This window comes from Leeuwenhoekiella aestuarii (assembly GCF_004104055.1).
Lineage (GTDB): Bacteria > Bacteroidota > Bacteroidia > Flavobacteriales > Flavobacteriaceae > Leeuwenhoekiella > Leeuwenhoekiella aestuarii.
On the sequence record NZ_QOVJ01000001.1, the window covers coordinates 489,026 to 512,137 of the forward strand.

A 23,112-nucleotide genomic window follows, 5' to 3' on the forward strand; every position below is an offset into this window, starting at 1 on the left:
TTTTAACAATTTTGAAAATGAAGAAATTTACTACCTTTTTTGCCCTTACCATTTTTGCTTTCGCATTCAATTCTTGTGATGCAGTTGATGAATTGACTGAAATTGATGTTGATACCACTATCACAAAGGATTTAGTGATTAGCGTTGCCGAAGGAGAAACCACTTTTTCAGAAAGTGCTTCTATCAGTATTGATGATGAGCAAGTACAAGACAATCTTGATAAAATAGAAGATTTACAAATCACAAAACTTACCTACCAAATTCTTAGTGTAAGCGGTACTGAAGATGTTATCGCATCGGGTAGTTTCACTGCTGCGAGCAGTACGTATCCTTGGTTTTCTGCCGGGGATAGTGCTTCTGTTAATTTAACGACTGCCGCTGCTGATGGAACTGTCTACGAAATTGAAGTAAACCAGACTTTAGTAGATGCGTTTGAAGCAGACTTGAGAAGTGGTGCCACAGCAACATTATCAGCTTCAGGAACTGTATCTGATGCTCCTGTAAGCTTTACTGTACGTATTACCGCTGACGTTAAAGTAACTGTTGATGCGATCTAATAGATACTCAATTTATAAAAAACCCGATGCCATCGCATTGGGTTTTTTTATGCCCTGTTTTTCCTGAAAACCAGTAAGTGCAGGTAGCACACTTGTTAATAATGAGTTATATTCGTAAAAAATTAACAATTATTTTATGCCTATACCTGAAAATGCCCGGAAATACTGGCGCGAAAACATCAAATATCTCACCGTCTTATTGATCATTTGGTTCGCTGTTTCCTTTGGTTGCGGCATACTTTTTAAAGACTTCCTCAATCGATATAGTTTGGGCGGTTTTAAATTGGGCTTTTGGTTTGCCCAGCAGGGCAGTATCTATGTGTTTGTGATTCTCATTTTTGTCTACATCCGGCTCATGAACAAACTGGATAAGAAATACGGCTACAACGAAAAATAACCCACACCAATCAACTTATTATGGATGTTCAAATCTGGACCTGGCTATTAGTAGGCGTATCATTTGCGCTTTATTTTGGAATTGCAATCTGGGCCCGTGCGGGTTCTACTAAAGAATTTTATGTTGCCGGCGGCGGCGTCTCCCCTTTAGCCAATGGGATGGCAACCGCGGCAGACTGGATGAGTGCGGCTTCGTTTATCTCGATGGCCGGTATTATTTCCTTTGCAGGTTATGATGGTTCGGTATATTTAATGGGTTGGACCGGCGGTTATGTGCTTCTTGCGCTTTTGTTGGCGCCTTATCTGCGTAAGTTTGGCAAGTTTACCGTACCCGATTTTATCGGCGATCGTTATTACTCCAACACCGCCCGTACCGTTGCCGTGATCTGCGCCCTTATCGTATCGTTTACCTACGTGGCCGGACAAATGCGTGGTGTAGGTATCGTTTTTTCACAGTTTCTTCAGGTTGAGATTACCACCGGGGTGGTCATTGGGATGGCTGTGGTTCTGGTATTCGCTTTTTTAGGCGGAATGAAAGGCATCACCTATACTCAGGTTGCGCAATACTGCGTGCTCATTTTTGCCTTTATGGTACCCGCGATTTTTATTTCGATACAAATGACGGGTAATATTATTCCGCAGATTGGGATGGGCGGTCGTGTAGAAGATGGCACCTACCTTCTTCAGAAACTGGACAACCTGCATACGCAGCTGGGCTTTAAAGAATATACCGAAGGCACCAAATCTACCTGGGATGTTTTTGCAATTACCCTGGCCCTTATGGCAGGTACTGCCGGACTGCCTCATGTAATCGTGCGCTTTTTTACGGTCCCCAATGTAAAAGATGCCCGTAAATCAGCCGGGTGGGCATTACTGCTTATTGCTATTCTGTATACCACGGCACCGGCAGTTTCAGTTTTTGCGCGTACCAACTTAATTGAAACCGTAAGCAATCAGGAGTATTCTTCGTTGCCGGAATGGTTTAAAAACTGGGAAAATATGGGGCTTATTGCCTGGTCTGATAAAAATGAAGATGGAAAAATTCAATATGTAAATGGAGAAGCCACCACTGGAAAACCGGAGTTTACCGATGCTCGTGGCGCCAACGGAGAACGCATCATTTCCAATGCTTCTTCGGAAACTAACGAACTCTATGTAGATCGGGATATTATGGTACTGGCAAATCCTGAAATTGCTCAACTACCCGCATGGGTGATTGCCCTAGTTGCCGCCGGTGGACTCGCCGCAGCGCTGTCTACGGCTGCCGGTTTGTTACTGGTCATTTCAACTTCGGTATCTCACGACCTGATTAAAAAACAATTAAAACCTGATATTTCAGACAAAGGCGAATTGCTGGCGGCACGTATTAGTATTTTTGTTGCTGTGGTTGTAGCAGGTATTTTTGGCATTTATCCGCCGGGATTTGTAGCCGCCGTCGTTGCACTGGCTTTCGGGCTTGCGGCTGCTTCGTTCTTTCCGGCAATTGTTCTAGGGATTTTTGACAAACGCATGAACCGGCAGGGCGCCATTAGCGGAATGATCGTAGGGATCATCCTGATGCTGTTTTATATGATACGGTTTAAGACCGGCCTCATTGGTGTTCTAGATCCGCTACCGCCATCCGAATGGTGGTTTGGCACCTCACCTGAAGGTTTTGGAACCGTAGCGATGACGGTAAATGTGGTTATTTCGGTAATCGTTTCCAGACTTACACCTGCACCACCTGAAGATGTACAGGATATTGTAGAAAACATTCGTATTCCCAGCGGTGCAGGAGAAGCTCATGATCATTAATTTTTGAAAAATAGATTTTAATAATGCCGTCTTTCAAATTCAATCACATTGCACTTTCGGTAAAAGATGTGAATGCCTCGGTTGATTTTTATCAAAACGTATTTCAGTTTGAAGAACTGGAAAATACCGCTTCCAACTCAAAGACGCGTTGGTTATCGCTGGGTGAAGGCAGAGAATTGCACCTGATTCCCAGGCCTGATGCGGTGATTAAAACCAACAAAGCCGTTCATTTTGCTATGGCTACTTCAGATCTAACTGCATTTATCACCCATATAGAAACTCTTGGTATTGCGTATTCAGATTGGAAAGACACACCTTTAAAAAACTACGTCAGGGATGATGGAATTAGGCAGGTTTATTTTCAGGATCCCGATGCCTACTGGATTGAAGTCAATGAAGCATTCTGATTGGATTGTATTCCATTTTCATTTTTTAGCAAAAATTTAATGAAATCGATACATTCCCGATAGAAAAGTTCAGACAGAATCGATATCGTTTTAGTAATTTTAAGCGTCATAACTACAAGTATTAAATCGCATGAGTAATTATCATATCAAACATTTAGAAGAATATTTTCAAGTCTATCGCAAATCGGTACGCAATCCTGAAAGTTATTGGGAAGAAATTGCCGAAGAACACTTTATGTGGCACAAACGCTGGGATAATGTATTAAGCTATGACTTTGAGAAGCCGGAATTTAAATGGTTTGAAGGAGCAAAACTCAACATTACCGAAAATTGCATCGACCGCCATCTGCGTACACGAGGTGATAAGACAGCCATTCTTTTTGAGCCCAACAATCCGGATGAGGAAGCACAGCACATCAGCTATAACGAGTTGCACGAACGTGTCGCTAAAATGGCCAATGTGTTCAAATCACAAGGAGTCAAAAAAGGAGATCGTGTCTGTATCTACTTACCTATGATTCCCGAACTGGCTGTTTCAGTCCTTGCATGTGCCCGAATAGGCGCGATCCATTCCGTTGTATTTGCCGGGTTTTCGTCCAGTGCGCTTGCAACCCGTATTAATGACTCTGACTGTAAACTGGTTATCACCAGCGACGGATCTTTTCGCGGTAGCAAAACCATCGATTTAAAAGGAATTGTTGATGAGGGATTGAAAAAATGCGACAGCGTCGAAACCGTTTTGGTTGTAAATCGCATCAATGCAGAAATTGAAATGAAAGAAGGCCGTGACCAATGGTTACAGCCACTTCTGGAAAAAGCTGAAACTACCTGTGCTCCCGAAATTATGGATGCTGAAGATCCGCTGTTTATTTTATACACGTCGGGATCAACCGGAACGCCCAAAGGAATGGTACATACCACCGCCGGGTATATGGTCTATTCTGCGTTTACCTTTAAAAATGTATTTCAATACCGGGAAGATGATGTGTACTGGTGTACGGCAGACATCGGCTGGATCACCGGTCACAGTTATATTGTTTACGGTCCGCTGGCCAATGGCGCCACAACAGTTATGTTTGAAGGCGTGCCCAGCTATCCCGATTATGGCCGCTTCTGGGAGATTGTAGAAAAACATAAAGTCACCCAGTTTTATACCGCGCCAACAGCAATTAGAGCTTTAGCCAAAGAAAATCTGGAACACGTAGAAAAATACGACCTGACTTCCTTAAAAGTACTGGGTACCGTAGGCGAACCCATCAATGAAGAAGCATGGCACTGGTATGACGAAAATATCGGAAAGAAAAAATGCCCTATTGTAGATACCTGGTGGCAAACCGAAACCGGGGGAATTATGATCTCGCCTATTCCCTACTCCACCCCCGCGATTCCAACTTTTGCCACTTTGCCGCTACCTGGTATTCAGCCAGCGCTTATGGATGAAGAAGGAAACGAAATCAAAGGCAATCAGGTTGATGGCAGGTTGTGTATCAAATTTCCCTGGCCATCGATGGCCCGTACCATTTGGGGCAATCATCAACGCTATAAAGACACTTATTTCTCAGCCTTTAAAAACATGTATTTTACGGGAGATGGGGCTTTACGCGATAGCGTAGGCTATTACCGTATTACCGGTCGGGTAGACGACGTAGTGATCGTTAGCGGTCACAATCTGGGCACAGCACCTATAGAAGATGCGATTAACGAGCACCCGGCAGTGGCCGAAAGTGCCATTGTGGGTTATCCACACGAAGTGAAAGGTAATGCGCTTTATGGCTATGTGATCCTTAAAGAAACCGGGGAAAGTCGTAATCAGGACAACCTGCGTAAAGAGATCAATCAATTGATTTCAGATCGAATTGGGCCTATCGCCAAGTTGGATAAAATTCAGTTTACAAATGGACTTCCAAAAACCCGTAGTGGTAAAATCATGCGTCGTATTCTGCGTAAAATAGCTTCTAATGACACCTCAAATCTGGGAGACACCAGTACATTACTAAATCCTGAAATTGTACAAGAGGTGATGGATAATGTGATTAAATAAGTATTGCTCTTGCTTCGGTACAATTGCTCCTGCGGGCAATCACTCAGCAACCGCAATGAACACATACATTTAGTTTAAAATAAAAATCACTCAACTACCACAATCGGTAGCTGAGTGATTTTTTGAGTTTGAAAAACTCTAAAAATTGTACCGAAGCTACTTACTCAGCATCAACAGCTCGTCGCAGACAATCTCAGTAAGATAGCGTTTCTCACCTTGTTTGGTTTCATATGAACGAGAGGTTAATTTCCCTTCAATAGCAATTTCTTTGCCTTTTGAAAGATAGTTTTCAATTATTTCCGCCGTTTTACCCCAGGCCACTACATTGTGCCATTGTGTATCTGTGACGCGTTCGCCTTTATTGTTTTTGTAAGTTTCATTAGTCGCGATACTGAATTTTGCCAGCTTCTTACCCGATTCCAGATTTACGATTTCAGGATCATTACCTAAGTTTCCGATCAACTGTACTTTGTTTCTTAATGTGCTCATGATTTTTGTTTTTACGTTAAACAGTTAATATTTATTTCCACGAAGGTGGAAATCTCATTTGCCCTCATTACAGATCTTTTACTGTAACTCATTGACAGGGCAAAGATTAGAAAGGCCTCAAAAAACAGTCGGTTGGTAAGTAGTTACTTTCGCTTATAATCGTTTGTAAACGTTTGTACTACGGATAATTACCATTACTAATCAAAAAGTCCCTGTGTTAAAAGGGAAAATAACCTATTGACTTTCAGCATAATTATAAACAATTTGCCAGTGAACTAACAAAAGCCCAACTTTATGCTCAACACATTCTTAAGCTGCAGATCTAAAAAAAATGAAAAAAACCTACTTCACGATGATCTCTATTTCAATAATTTAAGAAAAACCGAATACGGCAGACTCGATACACAAAATCATATCTATCTGGATTACACAGGTGGAGGTTTGTACAGCTTATCCCAATTGGAGAAGCATCATAAAATTTTAAAAGACCATACGTTTGGGAATCCACATTCTACTAATCCCACCTCTTTACACGCCACAAAACTTGTTGAAGATGCACGAGCGGCTGTTTTGGATTTTTTTAAAGCAGAAAACTACTACTGCATTTTTACACAAAATGCTTCAGGCGCTTTAAAGATCGTAGGAGAATGCTACCCATTTACAACAGGCAGTGAATATCTTTTACTTTCTGACAATCACAACTCCGTAAATGGAATTCGCGAATATTGTGTTGCGAAAGGCGGATGCTATAATTATGTTCCTGTTCAAGTTGAAGATCTCAGAATTAACGAAGAAGAATTACATATTGCACTAAACCAAGAAAAACATGCTAAAAGACTTTTTGCTTATCCGGCACAATCTAATGTTTCAGGAGTACGACATGATCTCAATTGGATAAAAAAAGCTAAAGATCTTGGTTGGGATGTTTTATTGGATGCTGCGGCCTTTGCCCCCACATCAGAATTGAATTTATCTAGGATAGAACCTGACTTTATCTCCCTATCATTCTATAAGATCTTTGGTTACCCCACAGGCTTGGGTGCTCTGCTGGTTCACAAATCAAAATTCAATGAATTATGCAAACCTTGGTTTGCAGGGGGTACAGTAACCTTAGCAAGTGTAAAATCTCCACACCATTATTTAGCCAAAAACCATGAGCGTTTTGAAAACGGAACCTTAAATTATCTAAACATTCCTGCTCTAAAAATCGGTTTAGAGCATATAAAAGCTATTGGCATGCAACGCATAAACAAACGGATAAATTCACTTTCTAAATATCTTTTTAATAAACTCAATGACCTCAATCATCATAATAAAACGAAAAAAGTTAGAATCTTTGGCCCACAAGATCGTATTCAAACCGGAGGAACTTTGATTATGTGTTTTTATGATTCTGAGGGGAAACAAATTCCATTTGAAGAGATAGAGCGCAGAGCTAATGCTCATAACATTTCATTACGCACCGGCTGTTTTTGTAATCCTGGTATTGATGAGATCAACAATGATCTTAATTCTGACGAATTACACGATTTTTTTACCAGTAACCATCAAGGTGGATATCGAGAAATTATTAATGCCTTGCAAAAAATGCGAGGCGCAACACGTATCTCTGTAGGTCTGGCAACAACAAAATCTGATTTGGATCAATTTTTAAATTTCGTAGATAGCTTAAACTAACAGACTTATATTTTCCCAAATTTTTAATGATATTTTACGAATAAATAACAATTAGAAACAGCCTAAGATCTTCACCTATTTTATCCACAATTTTATAAGTTATGAACGTTGATAACATAAAACTTTCCATTTAGGTTAAATGCTTCTCTACTAGCATTTGCAAGCTTTTCCTTTAAAACACAATTATTAATTTAAAATTAATTTTCTGTAAACTTTTTAGATTTTATAAAAACATTAATTACTGAAAATCAATGTATTAACCTTATTTTTTTGACAACTTTTAGCATGTATTAAAATACAATGTTGATAACAATGTTGAAAAAGTTAGTAGTACTACTCACAATGCAAGGCATTAAAATTTCAACTTTATACTTCTCAAAAGCTATCATTTTTTAACGTCTACTTGTATGGAAATTACCGAGGTAATAAAAAGGGATTTTACGACCAAAACCTTTCATTTACACAAAATCACAAATGCTATTTTAAAAGCCATGACCGCGGTTGAACACGGTGGTCCTAACGATGCAGAAGAAATCTCTCAAAATGTTTATGCTGCGCTTCTGGAGCGTAAAAATGCAGATGCTGCTTACAAGCCCACTGTAGAAGAGGTTCAGGATTTTGTGGAGAACAAACTGATGGAAGGTGGTTTTTTTGATGTTGCAAAAGCCTATATCCTTTACAGAAACGAGCAGGCTCAAAAAAGAAGGTCTAATATTTTTGAAAAACGCATCAACTTAAAACCATACGAGTATCCTGCACTTTATGAATACGTGCCCGCAATTAGACACTCGTATTGGATTCATACAGAATTCAACTTTACCAGTGATATACAAGATTTTAAAACCCGCCTTTCTGATACTGAGCGTAGCGCTATAAAAAATACGATGCTAGCCATCTCTCAGATAGAAGTGGCTGTAAAAAGCTTCTGGGGTGATATTTATCACAAAATGCCTAAGCCAGAAATTGGTTCTGTTGGCGCAACCTTTGCCGAAAGTGAAGTAAGGCACCACGATGCCTACTCACACCTCCTTGAAATTTTAGGTCTTAATCAGGAATTTAAAAACCTGAAGAAAAAGCCGGTGATCATGAAGCGTGTTCATTATCTGGAAACCGCTTTAAAAAACGCGAAAAGTGATGATAATAAAGAATATGCCGAGTCTGTTTTATTGTTCTCTTTATTTATAGAGCACGTATCCCTGTTCTCGCAGTTCTTGATCATTATGGCCTTCAACAAGCACAGAAATGTCTTAAAAGGTATCTCTAACGTGGTAGAAGCGACTTCTAAAGAAGAGCAAATACACGGAGACTTTGGCATAGACATCATCAATATCATTAAAGACGAAAATCCGGAGTGGTTTGATGCAGAATACCATAGTATGATTCAAAATATGTGTAAAGATGCATTTGTAGCAGAGAGCGACATCATAGACTGGATTTTTGAAGCAGGCGAAATAGAATTTTTACCAAAAGTTTTGGTTAAAGAATTCATCAAAAAGAGATTTAATGATTCCCTTGAAAGCATAGGAATCGAAAAGATATTTGAGGTAGATGAAACCCTTCTCGCAGAAACCGAATGGTTTGACGATGAGATCATAGGTACCAAACACGGAGACTTTTTTGTAAAACGCTCCATCAACTATAGTAAAAGAACACAAAGTATAACCAGCGACGACTTATTTTAAAACAATGAACGAATCAAAATTACACCCAGGAGAAGAGTTACAACAAAAAACTACAAGCGCAACTGATACCCTTGCACAAGCAAGAAAAGAAGCGCTTAAAAATTCATCAGAAAAGCAAGAACATAAGTTTGAATGGTTAAATGATTTCAGTAGAAACTTTTTAGCATCAGGGTACCTGACTAAGGGTGTTACTCCAGAAGGGCGTATCCGTGAAATTGCAGATCGTGCCGAAACTATCCTGGGTATAGCTGGTTTTTCAGATAAGTTCTACGGGTATATGAGCGAAGGTTTTTACTCACTGGCTTCTCCGGTTTGGTCAAACTTTGGTAAAGAGCGTGGTCTGCCTATCAGCTGCTTCGGTTCTCATATAGACGATGATATGGGTAACATTTTATACACCCAGTCTGAAGTAGGTATGATGTCTAAACTAGGTGGTGGTACTTCTGGATATTTCGGTAAAATTAGACATCGCGGTGCTGATGTGAAAAATAACGGTCAGGCTTCTGGAGCTGTACACATTATGCAGCTTTTTGAATCTATGGTTGATGTTGTAAGTCAAGGCTCTGTACGTCGTGGTCGCTTTTCTCCCTACTTACCGGTTGAACATCCGGATATTGAAGAGTTCTTAGAAATTGGTACCGAAGGTAACCCAATTCAAGAATTAACACACGGCGTATCGGTGACCAACCAATGGATGGAAGATATGGTAGCCGGTGACGAGAAAAAACGTGCTATATGGGCTAAAGTATTGCAACGTCGCGGGGAAATGGGATATCCTTATATTTTCTTTAAAGACAATGCAAACAACGGTGCTGCAGATGTGTTTAGAGATAACAATCACACGATCTACGCTAGTAACTTGTGTACAGAGATCATGTTACCCTCTAATGAGAATTGGTCATTTGTTTGTGTACTATCTTCAGTTAATGTTCTACACTATGATAAATGGAAAAATACTGATGCTGTAGAAACTATGGTTCATTTCTTAGATGCTGTGATTACAGAATTCTGCGAAAAACTAGAGGTTTATCGTGATTCTGAAAGCCGTGAAGATCGCCAGACCTTCTTGTTTATGGAAAGAGCCTATAATTTTGCTAAAGAAAACCGTGCATTAGGATTAGGTGTTTTAGGATGGCACTCATTATTACAATCTAAAATGTTGCCGTTCAACAGTCAGGAGGCTTATGATCTAAACAGTGAGATCTTTAGAACTATCAAAGAAAAATCCTACCAGGCGTCAGCAGATTTAGCAGATCGTTTTGGTGAACCTGAAGCTTTAAAAGGCTACGGAAGGCGCAATGCAACTTTAAATGCAATTGCTCCTACAACCTCATCTGCGTTTATATTAGGTCAGGTTTCACAGGGTATAGAGCCTATCTGGTCTAACACCTATGTAAAAGATATCGCTAAAGTAAAAACCACAATTAGAAATCCGTTTTTAGTTGATTTACTAGAAGAAAAAGGCAAAAATACTACTGAAGTTTGGAGAAGCATCAGAGACTTTGATGGCTCTGTTCAACATCTAGATTTCTTATCAGACTTAGAAAAAGATGTATTTAAAACCTATTCTGAAATCGATCAGTTAGACATCGTTTATCAAGCTGCTAACAGACAAAACCATATTGACCAAGGTCAATCTGTGAACATCATTGTTCACCCGGATATGCCCGTTAAGGACATCAATAAAATTCATATTACTGCCTGGAAACTAGGATTAAAATCTTTGTATTACCAGCACAGTATGAATGCTGCTCAAAAATTCAAGCAGAAAAAAGCCTGCGTAAGTTGTGAGGCTTAATCAATAGAATTTTTTATTTAAGTAAGTGTTGCAAGAGCCGGTAGAAATACCGGCTCTTTCTTTTATCAAGAACTTATTTTCAATTTAAATTATCCAGTAACTTTAGCTCACTAAACAAATTATTACTATGGATCTTCAAGATTTAAAATATCCCATAGGGACTTTTGAAAAACCCGAAACTCTCACAGCTTCTCAAATCGAAAAATGGATACACACTATTCAAGATTTTCCGAGCTCAATTACCCAATTAACCGAAAATCTTTCCGAAGATAGCTTAGCAAAAACCTACCGCCTCGATGGCTGGAATATTAAGCAGCTTGTACATCATTGCGCAGATAGTCATATGAATGCATTTATACGGTTTAAACTCACATTAACTGAAAACACTCCTCAAATCAAACCCTATTTTGAACACAAGTGGGCTGAACTGCCTGATACTGTATCAACACCTATAGAAGCTTCACTTAAACTTATTGAAGGCTTACACTTGCGCTGGGCGATTCTACTAAAAGCATTAGAACCTGAAGATCTGGAACGAACTTACATTCACCCGGAACACGGCAAGCAGTTTACCTTAGCAGAAACCATCGGGATGTATGACTGGCACTGCAGGCATCATTTAGCACATATTAAAAGTGCGCTCAACTCCTAGAAAATCATTATTTTAGATTATGCAAAAGACTTGCCCGGAGTGTGGAGATAAAATTATAGGTCGCGCAGATAAAAAATACTGCAGCGACTCGTGCAGAAATGCTGCAAACAATAAACTCAACAGCGACCGAAAGAACCTGATACGAAATACCAATAACAAACTGCGTAAAAATTACCGCATCCTCGAGTCTTTAAATCCTGACGACAAGACCAAGACTACAAAGAGTAAATTAGTTTTAGCAGGTTTTGATTTTAATTTGTTTACCAGCATTTATACCACAAAGGCCGGCACCGTTTATTACTTTGTTTATGATCAGGGGTATCTTCCGCTAGACAATGACTTTTATGCTCTGGTAAGACGCAAGTAGTATTTACAGCACTCCATAAAAACCTATTTCCAAGTTGCTCCTTTTAGCTTTAGAGCAGCTTTAATCACATCCATCTGACTGATTTGCCCTACTAGTTTTCCGTCTTCAACAATAGGAAAACGGCGGTGTTTACGCTCGATAAAAAAGCGAGCTGCATCGAGCACATTCATATTTCCGTCTATCGTTTCCACATCAATTGCCATATTTTGCCCCACTGTTGCATTGAGCATTGGTAAATTATGATATCGACTATCTGATATATGCTTGATACAATCCCCTTCAGAAATAACACCTAACAACTCATTGTTTTCATTCACAACCGGCGCTCCTGAAATACGGTACTTGATCAGTTTTTGCATGACATCCATAATCGACTCATCTGTGGTAAATGTAATGAGCTTAGTTGTCATATAATCTGAAACTTTAATATTTACTTCTTCGGCAACAACTTTAGATCGTTTACCCATAAAACTCTTGATTCCCATACGCTTATATTTTTAGACTCTTTAAATTAGACAAAATATCCGAGATATCGAAAACGATTTCTTTATCAAATTTTCAAATTACTTCAAGCCTTGTACATACCAGCCTTTCCTACTACCTTTAACCGAATATTCGTCTACCTATGAAAACGCATTACGCTGCCGTACTTTCTTTTTTGCTCATTCTGGGGCTTATTTATTTTAGTTTTTACACACATAAACCGCAAAGTATATCTGACGCAAACACTCCGCTAACAGCATTTTCTACTGCGCGTGCACAGGCTTTTATAGATTCTATAGCTCATGAAGCACACGGAGTGGGTATGCCGGCACATCAAACCACGCAAAACTACATTGTAAAAACGCTGGAGGGTTTGGGTCTCGAGACACAAATACAAACAGATTTTGCATATAAACCGGGCTGGGGTGCTTTAAGCAGAGCTGAAAATATAATCACACGCATTCCCGGTACAGGTTCTGGTCAAACGCTTTTGCTGATGTCGCATTACGACAGTGCGCCACATACAGCTTCGCACGGAGCAAGTGACGCCGGAAGCGGAGTTGCTGCGATTTTAGAGACCATAAGAGCTTATTTAGCCCAAGGCGAAAAAGCCAAAAATGATATAATTATTTTGTTTACAGATGCTGAAGAATTAGGTCTTAATGGTGCTTCGGTATTTGTGAACAAGCATCCATGGGCAAAAGATGTAGACCTGGCTTTAAACTTTGAAGCCCGCGGAAGCGGCGGCCCTTCTAATATGATCGTAGAGACCAACGGCGGCAACGGCAAATTAATCAAGGCTTTTGCTAAAGCCAACCCTTCACATCCTTATGCAAATTCGCTGATGTATAGCGTTTATAAATTATTGCCTAATGATACAGACTCTACTGTTTTGCGTGAAGATGGCGATATTGATGGGTTTTTCTTTGCGTTTATTGGCGATCACTTTGATTACCACACAGCAAATGATATCCCCAGTCGTTTAGACCCCGAGTCTTTAGAACATCAAGGCAGATATCTATCGGCTCTTTTAGACTATTTTAAAGATGCAAACCTTAACTTAAAAGCAGACGAAGACTATGTCTATTTTAATCTTCCTATACTTAAAATGGCTTATTATCCATTCAGTTGGATTTTACCGATGCTAATAGGTGCATGGATCTTATTTTTTATGGTACTCCTATATGGAATGCGCAAAAAACAACTCACCATTTTAGGAGTTTTACGCGGGTTTCTTCCGTTGCTCATTTCGCTTGTTTTAGCCTATTTAGTTAGCCTGGGCTGGAAGGTAATTTTAGCGCTAGACCCTGCACAAGCTGATATTTTACAAGGATTTCCTTATAATGGTTATGAACTTTTAGCCGGTTTTGTCGCGCTTATTTTAGCACTTACCTTTTTCATTTATAAACTATTCTACAAACCCAATACAACAGCTTCACTCAGTTTGGCACCGTTATTCTTTTGGCTACTCATTGCAACCGGAGTTGGCCTGTATTTAGAAGGTGCTTCCTTTTTTGTAATCCCTATTTATTTTGGGTTACTCAGTGTCTTTATAATTTTAAGAAACACTAAACCTAATTTGTTTCTACTCACCCTTCTTTCTGCTCCGGCCCTTTTTATCATAACCCATTACATCAAAGAATTTCCTGTGGGGCTGGGTCTCAAAATGCTGGTAGCAGCAACTGCGCTTACCGTATTACTTTTTGGCTTGTTGCTTCCGGTAATGGGCTATTATAAGATGAAAGGCAAGCTGGCAATCTTATTTCTACTCGTGAGTGTTGGTGCTTTTATTTCAGCGTATGCTAAATCTGACTTCACCGAAGAAAGACGTTTTCCTACCAGTTTAAACTATGTTTATGATGCAAATACCGAAGAAGCATTTTTTGCTACTTACAACAACCAGCTAGACAATTGGCTGAAAAATATTCTCGGGGAACATATACAAACCGCAGAAGAAGCCGGTAAAAACCCAGAGTCTGGTAAATACGGGAGCCGGTATTCTTACATTTCAAAAGCACCAGTAACTTTTGTTGCACCTTCGCAAATTTACACTTCTAAGGATACTATAATTGATGGTGAGCGCAGGCTTGATTTCACTGTATTTCCACAACGCAATGTGGGAGATATGATTTTATTGTGTCCAAAAGACACTCCTTTTAACCGGTTAAGCTTTAATGGTCAGGAGGTTTTACCCCGAGAAGGCGAAGCATTTCCGTTAGCAAATCGCTCTACAGACTATTTATTAAGCTACAGGCTTGTTGATAGAGAGCCGCTTGAAGTGCATCTAACAATACAAGAAGGTGCGCCCTTACAATTTACACTTTTTGATTATAGCTATGATCTTTTAGAAAACACCAGCTTTGACCTACCTTCGCGCCCTTTAAATGCTATGCCAATGCCTTTTGTAAATACCGATGCACTGATCACCAAACAACACATCGAATTTTAAGAGCATTGCTTAAAATTGAATTATTATGAGCAGGATTGCTATTGCAGGATTAGGATGGCTGGGACTACCACTGGCCGCGCAATTACAAGAATTGGGACATACCGTAAAAGGTTCGGTTACTTCTAAGACCAAACAAGCAGAATTGAAAACCTACGGCGTTGATGTCTATCAGGTTGAAATTGCAGAAGACGAAATTCGCGGGGAGATCAATTCGTTTTTAGCAGATTCTGAAATTCTGATCATTCTAATTCCGCCCGGCTTACGCCGAAATACGGGCCACAACCACGCTTTGCGGATGGCCCAATTGCTGGATGCTGTTGAAAAATCTTCTATACCAAAAGTGATTTTAATAAGCAGCACAGGCGTTTATGACGATTCTCAAGGAAAAGTTACCGAAGCTGATGTACCCAAACCTCAGGACAGCAAAGGCAAACAATTAGTAGAAGTTGAACAGATTTTCTTTAAATCTACTGCGGTTAAAACTACCGTTATACGTTTTGGAGGTCTGTTTGGCGGCAGTCGAAATCCGGTAAAATACCTTGCCGGCCGTACGGGTTTAAGCAATGGTAACGCGCCAGTGAATCTTATACACCGTGAAGATTGTATGGGTGTTATTTTGGGCGTGATCTATAAAAATGCTTTTGGTCATATCCTAAATGCAGTACACCCTGATCATCCTGCAAAAGCGGTTTATTATAAAAAACAAGCAGAAGCTTTAGGTCTGGAACCTCCTCTTTATGAATCTGATAGAGATCAGACTTTTAAACAGGTAGACTCCGTTAATTTAAAACCTTTATTAGGTTATACTTTTCAAAAGAGCTTATAAACTAAAAATTATTTCTCTTAAAAAAAGACATAAAAAAAACCCGGCAAGCACATACCGGGTTTCTCATGTTAATCTTCTGGTTGGTCAGAAGAAAGGCTAACACTAACTAACAAAAGTCTAAGCTATTGCTCCTTCTAGTTGGAACAATTGCGCGTTTAAGTATTGTAAAGCACTTATCTTTTCTCGCGTTGGAACCAAAAGAGAAATGTTGTTATTACTACCCCCATATGCAATCATACGCACCGGGATAGAATTGAGAATACCAAATGCTTTATACGACTCGTGGTCTGCAATAAGGTTCTCTCCTACAATACAAATAATACTGTGATCTTCTTCGACAGTAACTTCAGCAATTACTGAAAGTTCGGTCATTATAGCTTTCAAGTGAGCGGTGTCATCAATGGTTAATGAGATAGCAACCTCAGAAGTAGTAATCATATCAATTGAGGTCTCGTGACGGTCAAACACTTCAAAAATCGTTCTTAGGAAACCGTGAGCACCTAGCATACGATTCGATTTAATTTTTATAGCGGTAATACCATCTTTTGCAGAAATCGCTTTTAAACCCCGGTTATGGTACTCATTAGAAATTTTAGTTCCCGGAGCAGAAGGCTCAAACGTATTTTTTAACCAAACCGGAATATCACGATCTATTACCGGAGCCACCGTTTGCGGATGTAATATTTTTGCTCCAAAATAAGCAAGCTCTGCTGCTTCGTTATAGGTCAAATGTTCAATAGGGTTTGTACCTTCTACATAACGAGGATCGTTGTTGTGCAACCCGTCAATATCTGTCCAGATCTGAACACCCGCAGCAGACACCGCTGCTGCGATAATTGTTGCGCTAAAGTCGCTTCCGCCACGCTTAAGTGTTGCTAAAGAACCTCGCTCATCACGACACACAAAACCTTGTGTAATGTATAATTGAGAAGGATTTTGCTCCAATTGTGGTAATAAAGATTCAGAAACTGAATCTATATTTGGGTTTTCAACAGTGCCTACATTCATAAATGTACTTGCGTTTAAAAGTACATTTGCTACCTGCTCCTGATCTAAGAATTTTGAGAACATCCAGGTAAGCATGGTTTCACCATAAGTCACCAACTCAGCATACGTGGTCAGTGTACGTCCACCAGTTGCAATGTCTTTTAAAGCAGCTACAAACGTCTCAATTTGAGCTTTTGTTTCTGGTTGATTTTCTGCGGTGAACAGATCCTCTATTGCTTCAAAATGTTTAGCCTGAAGCTGCTCCAGCACATTGGTGATTTGTGCAGAATCTTTATCAATACTTGCCTGATTAAGGCTTACTAGTAAGTTTGTAACACCAGACATTGCAGACAGTACCACAATCTTTGGCTTTTCGGTAACAGAAAGAATTTCTACTACTTTTCTGATATTTTGAGCACTTCCTACTGAAGTTCCTCCAAATTTTAAAACATTCATCTTCATCAAATTAATGCTGCATAGTTAAGCTGAAAAAAAGAAGCAAGAAAAAAATTCAACATTTTTATATAAATTTGTACAAATTGTTAATTATATAACATTGAAAACTATTACATCTGTTGTCGAACAACTTATTAAACACCAGCCGTATACCGAAGATGCGCTGATGCGTAAGATCATTAATTACAGTGCACTAGCCGAAGATTTTAAACCCAGAATTGAAAAAGAATTAGGCAAGCCGGTCAATGTGGGCTCTATTGTAATGGCATTGCGACGCTATTATCCACAGAAACGTGTTGATGAAAAGATGATGCGTGATTTAGGAGACATTGTAGTACGCAGCGGTATTACAGATTTTACCTTTCTCAATTCAAACACCATTTTAGAAAGTCAGTCACAATTGCTTGAACAGACTAAAAGTATTCCCAAAGCTTATTTAACCTATTCGAGTACCTTTCACGAAAGCAATATTCTGGTTTCAAACGATCTGACCGAACTTGTAGAACGTTGTTTTGAGAAAGAAACTTGCGTTATGGTGAAGCACGATTTATCATCTTTATCTATTGCACTTCCGGTAAATAACTCAAAAACAGTGGGGCTTTACTTTTACATCTTTAAACTGCTTGCTTACGAAGGTATACCCATCTTTGAAGCGATTTCCACTTCAAATTATTTTACTCTTTTTCTCGAAAAAGAATATGTGAATCAAGCTTTTGCTTTGGTAAACGAAATTAAAAACTAAAAAAGCCCGAAAGCAATTTGCTTTCGGGCTTTTGATTTTTATTTAAAATCTTCTTACCAGATGCGCACGCGCTTTTCAGCAGGTACAAACATAGGGTCGCCTTCTTTGATATCAAATGCCTCATAAAAAGCATCTATATTTTGAAGCGGTACATACGCTCGGTACATTCCCGGAGAATGCGGGTCTGTTTTAATACGAGTACGCAACGCATCGTCACGCATTTTTGTACGCCAGATCGTCGCCCAGCTGATGAAGAAACGTTGCTCTGGTGTGTAACCATCTATTTCTTCCGGTCTTCCGTTTTTCTCATAGAATTTTTGCAATCCTGTGTAAGCAGCCAGAAGACCGCCTAAATCACCTATGTTTTCACCTAAAGTAAATTTACCATTGATGTATAAACTGTCTGCAACTTCAATATTGCTATATTGTTCAGCAAGAGCACCACTGCGCTCTGTAAATGCTTCTAGATCTGCATCACTCCACCAATTTTTTAAGTTACCGTCACCGTCATAACGCGCACCGCTATCATCAAATGCATGTGAAATTTCGTGGCCAATCACCGCTCCTATTCCTCCATAATTTACAGCTTCATCAGCTTGATAGTTATAAAACGGAGGTTGTAAAATAGCCGCAGGGAATACAATCTCATTGAAAGAAGGATTGAAATATGCATTCACCGTTTGTGGAGACATTCCCCACTTCGTTTTATCAACCGGTTCTTTATATTCTGCATTATTCTCGTCAATAGACCAAGCTCCTGCCGCTAATAGATTCTCAAAATAACCTTTATCAGCACTGATTTCTAACTTAGAATAATCTTCCCATTTGTCAGGATAACCAATTTTTACCGTGAATTTATTCAGTTTATCAATAGCTTGCATTTTAGTAGAATCGGTCATCCACTCCAGATTGTTGATGCGGTCTCTAAAAGCTTCTTTGATATTTGCGATCATGGTTTCGGCTTTAGCTTTCGCCTCTGGCGGAAATACTTTATCAACATACAATTTACCTAAAGCTTCCCCTAAAGTGTTATCTACAGTTGCAAGAGCGCGCTCGTCAGCTGGTTTTTGTTTTGGTGTACCGTTTAACGTTTTGCTGTAAAACTCCCAGTTTGCATATTCTAAGTCTGTAGTAAGTGCATCTGACCACGAGTTGAGTGTTGCCCACCTCATCAATAGTTTTAAATCTTCAACTGGAGTTGTAGTCAATACATTCTGCAAGGCTTTCATGTATTTAGGCTGAAGTACGATAACGGTATCAACCTCTTTTTTTAAACCCTGATTCTCAAAATAAGCGGTCCAGTCAATCGCCGGAGTCAACTTTTGCAGTTGTGCTACACTCATTGGGTTATTTAGGTTACGGGCATCGCGCTGCTCTACTTTGTCAAGCTTTGGCTCTGCTAGTTTAGTTTCTATAGCAAGAATACGTGCCGCTTCATCATCAGCATTAGCTTTCTCATCACCTGCGTACTCAAGAACCCAACTGATATAGGCTTTATATTGCTCCCGAATTTCTTTTGATTTTGCATCTTGCTCTATGTAATAATCACGATCTGGCAACCCCAATCTTCCCGGAGTAATATAACCAGCATTCATCTTACTGTCTGAGAAATCTGAAAATACTCTGAAGTTAAAAAACGGGGTTCCTGTTCCGTTACGCATTTGTCCCACCCGTGCAATATCACTTGCTGAGGCGATTGCCGCAATACTATCTAAAGCGGGATTAAGCGGAGTCAGACCAGCTTCATTACGCGCAACTGTGTCCAGTTCGCTTTCAAAGAGTGCTAATGCTTTAGCCTGATCAGAACCTGCAGCGTAGGTGTTTTCTTTACGCGCATCTTCAATAATGGTTAAAACATCTTCACGCGTTTTTTTACGCAAAACACTAAAACCTCCCCAAACTGATTCTTCTTCAGGGATCTCTGTATTTTGCATCCAATTTCCATTTACAAATTTGTAAAAGTCATCTTGTGGCTTAACCAGCGTATCCATATTAGTTAGGTCTAACGCCGGAATTTTAACCGTTGCAACAGCATCATCTTTTTTTGCCTCTTCTTTGCAAGCGGTTAAACTTAAAATCCCGATAGAAACCGGAATTATCATTTTAAACATTGAATTCATAAACTATAATAAGGGATTATTTTAAATTAATTGTCACGCATTTTTGCCATTAGCAAACTATCGTGTTCTTTTTTGATCTGGGTTAATTCTGAAACATTTTCATTAGGAACAGCAATAGATAACACATAGTGTTGCACCTTCCAATCCTTACCATCCAGGCGCATCACACCAGACCCACGACAAATACCCATCTGTGTATCTAGCAACTCATCAAACCAGGCTATTTTAGACTTTTTAGGATGGTAGATAGTTCGTTCAAGTGTTGTAAAACTCCAAGCTTTACCCTTATCAAAATAAGGCTTTGCATACGCTTTAAACTGGTCTAGTTGCCAGTTTTCATCAGCATCTGTACCTATAAAGACAGCATCTTCAGTCATCAGATCATAATAAGCATCAAAATCTGCATCTGCTGCAGCTTTGTGCCACTTTTCGAGTTGGCTGTTTATTGCCATTTCTGTTTTATCACGCTGCTGTGCCAATAAGGATACACTAGCCATGGTAATTAAAAAAACGAGTAATTTTTTCATTGTTTTTAGTTTTGAACAGGGACGTGATTGGCTCTTAGCAAGCTGTCACGACGTGTCTCTGATGAATCTTTAACTGCGGAAAGCGAATCTGCTTCCACCTCGTATTGCTCTAGTAATTCTTCTATAGATTTCTGGTGCTTTAGATTTATCTGAAGCTTTAAGTTCTGAAATGTGTTGTATAATTCTGTGGCTTCTTTGTTAACTGCCGCAGTATCTACTTCGAGTTTTGAAGCTTCCTGAATAAGTGTATTGGTCTTGGTAAATAAGACCGTCAATCTAGCTTCTATAGCCGTGTTTGCAAAACTGTCTTTTACTTTAGTTTGTGCCAGAGAAGCATTGCTAATCCACTCTTTACCATTTACTCTCAAATACCCCACGCGCACCGTGTCTAAAGCATCTATCTGAGCTGCAAGTTCCCGATAATTCTCCCAACTTTCTGTAGCATTTTTTGCCGAAGGCGTTAATATAATCTCTTGCTTCTTATTTGGCTGATAGGCGATCTGCAATGTATCTGTCACCTCTCTGGGGTCTGCAACAACATCTTGTTTTTCTTTACAAGAACTCAGACTTAAAAGAAGTATGAGTAAAAGGTAAAAGGTAATTTTCATAAGATCAAATGTACACAAAGCTACGCATAAAAAAAGCCTCTATATTAAGAGGCTTCAACTAAATATTTTACTTCTTTTATAAAACTCGATTGAGTTTTTTATTGAGTGTGTCAAAAGCATTGATTATGGTTTCTATATGATTCTCTACCACACGTTCTCTAATTTCACTCCGATTTACTTCGCTGTAAAATTCATTAATTCTTGTATCTACCCGTTTAATTTGCTCTTTGATTTCCGGTCTTTTTAATTCCTGAGGCATTTGCATAATCATCGCATTACAATTGTTTGCTAACTTATCCATAAACTCTATAGCGTTTAAAGGATTTGTATTTTCAATCATTGCGATATTTCGCTCTAAAGCCCAGTAACCATCCCAATTTTTAACGAGCGCTTCTACATCAGGCTTTAATTGCTCTACGTGAGCCTGCAGAGCCATTTTAGAAGAAGGCGTGTCTAACTTGTTTTTACAACTTAGCAACAAGAATGTTAATATAAATATTTGAAGCAGGTGCCATTTCATTTTACTGGGGTTTTAACTTTACAAAGTTATGAGATTCAGGAAGCTCTTAACCCATTAGGGTTTATAAAGTATTGCTAAAACTTTTTGGGAACTTGCTTAAACGTTAGGCATTCTTTAACTTAAACCATAAAAAAAGGCTCTCTATATGAGAGCCTTATACTTTTAAATTAAAATATATCTAATTACTGATTATCGTCAAGAAGACTCTTTTCTGAATTAGATACTGTTTCTTTAATCTCTTCATTAAGATCATCATAAGCTTCTTTTAATTCTTCTACCTGGCTTGCGATTTTAGATTCATTAACACCAGCTTGAGCTGTAATAGCTTTTAGATCTGCAATTTCTTCTTTAATATCTTTAATGTCTTCCTGAATTTCTTCAGTCATTATAGATTGTGGAATTGTATTTTCAAGATTCATTGCCTCTTGTTCTAGTCGTGAGATATAATCTGTGATCTCAGCTTCGGGCACTTTTTTCAATTCTAAATCACTTAAAGACCCTGAGAAGGTACGGTAGTCATCCCAAGCCTCAAAATCTGTTTTCATTGTAGGGTCTGCATCAACATCATCCCAATTGATCTCATAATTTTCTGGCATAATTGGTCTTTCCGTTTCAAGCTTCGCTTCAGCGTAACGCGCTTTTTCTGCCGCGGTGCTATCTTTTACGGTTTGCACCTCTTTAGTATCTTCTTCTACCTGAGCTTCTTTTTCACCAGCATTTTTACACGAAGTAAATGAAGTTGCCAGTAAAAGACCGGCTGCTGCAATTTGAATATATTTCATAATATCTGATTTAATAGTTAAAGTGTAAATGTAGTAGACAGAAGAATTGCTTTTTAAATACGCTCGCTAAAAAATACTTAAACTTTTTACTGAGAATTAACGAATATTCTCAATGGTGTTAAGCTATTTCTGAAAAATGTTAATTATCTCTAAAAAACTGAAATTCAACACACAATAGCTTTCAAATTTTGATATGTGAAGGTATCTTTCACAAAAACTGTTTATGGAAACCTCTAACACTAATTCAGCATTTACTGAGCGCGAGATCGATCGTATTATTGAAATGGCCTGGGAAGACCGCACTACCTTTGACGCTATACACTTTCAATTTGACCTTAAAGAGCAAGAAGTTATAGCGCTTATGCGCAGAGAACTGAAACCTTCTAGCTTTAGAATGTGGCGTGCTCGTGTACAGGGTAGAGCCACCAAACACGCTGCTAAGAGAACCTTTGAAAAAGGCACATTTAAGAGCTCAAGGCAAAAGCAAATAACACATAATAAAATAAGTAAGCGTTACTAATTATCTTACCAGTATTAAAAATTGAAAAATCCATCAATAATTGATGGATTTTTCAATTTTTAATACTGTATTCCCATATAATTGAACATAATGATAACGATATCGTACCAAAATATGTTAAAAATAACACAACAACAGGCAAGGATAATATAACAAAAGGATAATATTTACATAATGGAGGTGATTTACTAAGGGTACTTTCGAAAAACGTTAACACCAGGCTCGTTAACGT

At 38.9% G+C, this 23,112-nt stretch carries 22 protein-coding genes; 14 read left to right on the top strand and 8 right to left on the bottom strand.

Translation table 11 applies throughout. From position 1 onward, the window contains the following. Positions 1 to 17: 17 nt before the first annotated feature. The 5 genes from DSM03_RS02220 (at position 18) to acs (ending at position 5,195) form a co-directional block, all read left to right on the top strand. Positions 18 to 557, top strand: a complete 540-nt coding sequence (locus tag DSM03_RS02220; protein ID WP_128761737.1) for a hypothetical protein — start codon at positions 18 to 20, stop codon at positions 555 to 557. Between the two features lie 136 nt (positions 558 to 693). Further along, positions 694 to 954, top strand: coding sequence for a DUF4212 domain-containing protein (locus tag DSM03_RS02225; RefSeq protein ID WP_128761738.1), 261 nt, complete (start codon positions 694 to 696; stop codon positions 952 to 954). Between the two features lie 20 nt (positions 955 to 974). After that, on the top strand, positions 975 to 2,747 hold the full coding sequence (locus tag DSM03_RS02230; protein WP_128761739.1) for a sodium:solute symporter family protein: 1,773 nt from the start codon (positions 975 to 977) through the stop codon (positions 2,745 to 2,747). A gap of 23 nt (positions 2,748 to 2,770) precedes the next feature. After that, positions 2,771 to 3,154, top strand: coding sequence for a VOC family protein (locus DSM03_RS02235; RefSeq protein ID WP_128761740.1), 384 nt, complete (start codon positions 2,771 to 2,773; stop codon positions 3,152 to 3,154). A 130-nt stretch (positions 3,155 to 3,284) separates the two neighbouring features. After that, entirely contained in the window at positions 3,285 to 5,195 is a 1,911-nt protein-coding gene (acs, locus tag DSM03_RS02240; protein ID WP_128761741.1) for an acetate--CoA ligase, read from the top strand. 156 nt (positions 5,196 to 5,351) lie between these two features. Here the strand turns inward: acs and DSM03_RS02245 are convergent, their stop codons facing one another. Then, positions 5,352 to 5,684 carry a single-stranded DNA-binding protein gene (locus tag DSM03_RS02245; RefSeq protein ID WP_128761742.1) on the bottom strand — a complete coding sequence of 111 codons (333 nt, stop codon included), beginning with the start codon at positions 5,682 to 5,684 and terminating at the stop codon, positions 5,352 to 5,354. Between the two features lie 294 nt (positions 5,685 to 5,978). Between DSM03_RS02245 and DSM03_RS02250 the strand changes: the two genes are divergently transcribed. The 5 genes from DSM03_RS02250 (at position 5,979) to DSM03_RS02270 (ending at position 11,860) form a co-directional block, all read left to right on the top strand. After that, on the top strand, positions 5,979 to 7,361 hold the full coding sequence (locus DSM03_RS02250; RefSeq protein WP_128761743.1) for an aminotransferase class V-fold PLP-dependent enzyme: 1,383 nt from the start codon (positions 5,979 to 5,981) through the stop codon (positions 7,359 to 7,361). 407 nt (positions 7,362 to 7,768) lie between these two features. Next, positions 7,769 to 9,043, top strand: a complete 1,275-nt coding sequence (locus tag DSM03_RS02255; RefSeq protein WP_128761744.1) for a ribonucleotide-diphosphate reductase subunit beta — start codon at positions 7,769 to 7,771, stop codon at positions 9,041 to 9,043. 4 nt (positions 9,044 to 9,047) lie between these two features. Then, the gene (locus DSM03_RS02260) at positions 9,048 to 10,841 is read left to right on the top strand and encodes a ribonucleoside-diphosphate reductase subunit alpha (protein ID WP_128763019.1); all 1,794 of its coding nucleotides are present in this window, start codon (positions 9,048 to 9,050) and stop codon (positions 10,839 to 10,841) included. Positions 10,842 to 10,968: 127 nt separating this feature from the next. Beyond that, complete coding sequence (locus tag DSM03_RS02265; RefSeq protein ID WP_128763020.1) at positions 10,969 to 11,493, top strand: YfiT family bacillithiol transferase; 525 nt, start codon at positions 10,969 to 10,971, stop codon at positions 11,491 to 11,493. 19 nt (positions 11,494 to 11,512) lie between these two features. Continuing rightward, positions 11,513 to 11,860 (top strand): hypothetical protein, encoded by a 348-nt coding sequence (locus DSM03_RS02270; RefSeq protein WP_128761747.1) that lies wholly within the window; start codon positions 11,513 to 11,515, stop codon positions 11,858 to 11,860. A 23-nt stretch (positions 11,861 to 11,883) separates the two neighbouring features. Here DSM03_RS02270 and DSM03_RS02275 read toward each other — a convergent pair whose 3' ends face one another. Then, on the bottom strand, positions 11,884 to 12,345 hold the full coding sequence (locus tag DSM03_RS02275) for a CBS domain-containing protein (RefSeq protein ID WP_128763021.1): 462 nt from the start codon (positions 12,343 to 12,345) through the stop codon (positions 11,884 to 11,886). A gap of 140 nt (positions 12,346 to 12,485) precedes the next feature. On the opposite strand from DSM03_RS02275, the gene DSM03_RS02280 reads away from it, so the two are divergent. Beyond that, positions 12,486 to 14,792 carry a M20/M25/M40 family metallo-hydrolase gene (locus DSM03_RS02280; protein WP_128763022.1) on the top strand — a complete coding sequence of 769 codons (2,307 nt, stop codon included), beginning with the start codon at positions 12,486 to 12,488 and terminating at the stop codon, positions 14,790 to 14,792. Positions 14,793 to 14,817: 25 nt separating this feature from the next. Beyond that, positions 14,818 to 15,618 (top strand): NAD(P)H-binding protein, encoded by an 801-nt coding sequence (locus tag DSM03_RS02285; RefSeq protein ID WP_128763023.1) that lies wholly within the window; start codon positions 14,818 to 14,820, stop codon positions 15,616 to 15,618. Between the two features lie 117 nt (positions 15,619 to 15,735). On the opposite strand, the gene DSM03_RS02290 is transcribed toward DSM03_RS02285, so the two are convergent. Next, a complete protein-coding gene (locus DSM03_RS02290) occupies positions 15,736 to 17,061 on the bottom strand; it encodes an aspartate kinase (RefSeq protein ID WP_128763024.1) in 1,326 nt (441 codons plus the stop codon). Between the two features lie 100 nt (positions 17,062 to 17,161). Between DSM03_RS02290 and DSM03_RS02295 the strand changes: the two genes are divergently transcribed. Then, positions 17,162 to 17,803 carry a hypothetical protein gene (locus DSM03_RS02295; RefSeq protein WP_128761752.1) on the top strand — a complete coding sequence of 214 codons (642 nt, stop codon included), beginning with the start codon at positions 17,162 to 17,164 and terminating at the stop codon, positions 17,801 to 17,803. A 53-nt stretch (positions 17,804 to 17,856) separates the two neighbouring features. On the opposite strand, the gene DSM03_RS02300 is transcribed toward DSM03_RS02295, so the two are convergent. The 5 genes from DSM03_RS02300 to DSM03_RS02320 form a co-directional block, all read right to left on the bottom strand. Further along, positions 17,857 to 19,923, bottom strand: a complete 2,067-nt coding sequence (locus DSM03_RS02300) for a M13 family metallopeptidase (RefSeq protein WP_128763025.1) — start codon at positions 19,921 to 19,923, stop codon at positions 17,857 to 17,859. Positions 19,924 to 19,949: 26 nt separating this feature from the next. Continuing rightward, the gene (locus DSM03_RS02305; RefSeq protein ID WP_128761754.1) at positions 19,950 to 20,450 is read right to left on the bottom strand and encodes a nuclear transport factor 2 family protein; all 501 of its coding nucleotides are present in this window, start codon (positions 20,448 to 20,450) and stop codon (positions 19,950 to 19,952) included. Between the two features lie 5 nt (positions 20,451 to 20,455). Then, positions 20,456 to 21,058 carry a hypothetical protein gene (locus tag DSM03_RS02310; protein ID WP_128763026.1) on the bottom strand — a complete coding sequence of 201 codons (603 nt, stop codon included), beginning with the start codon at positions 21,056 to 21,058 and terminating at the stop codon, positions 20,456 to 20,458. Positions 21,059 to 21,134: 76 nt separating this feature from the next. Continuing rightward, positions 21,135 to 21,578, bottom strand: coding sequence for a hypothetical protein (locus DSM03_RS02315; RefSeq protein WP_128763027.1), 444 nt, complete (start codon positions 21,576 to 21,578; stop codon positions 21,135 to 21,137). Between the two features lie 182 nt (positions 21,579 to 21,760). Then, entirely contained in the window at positions 21,761 to 22,360 is a 600-nt protein-coding gene (locus tag DSM03_RS02320) for an LXG domain-containing protein (RefSeq protein WP_128763028.1), read from the bottom strand. 223 nt (positions 22,361 to 22,583) lie between these two features. Between DSM03_RS02320 and DSM03_RS02325 the strand changes: the two genes are divergently transcribed. Continuing rightward, entirely contained in the window at positions 22,584 to 22,880 is a 297-nt protein-coding gene (locus tag DSM03_RS02325) for a TIGR03643 family protein (RefSeq protein WP_128763029.1), read from the top strand. Positions 22,881 to 23,112: the final 232 nt, after the last annotated feature.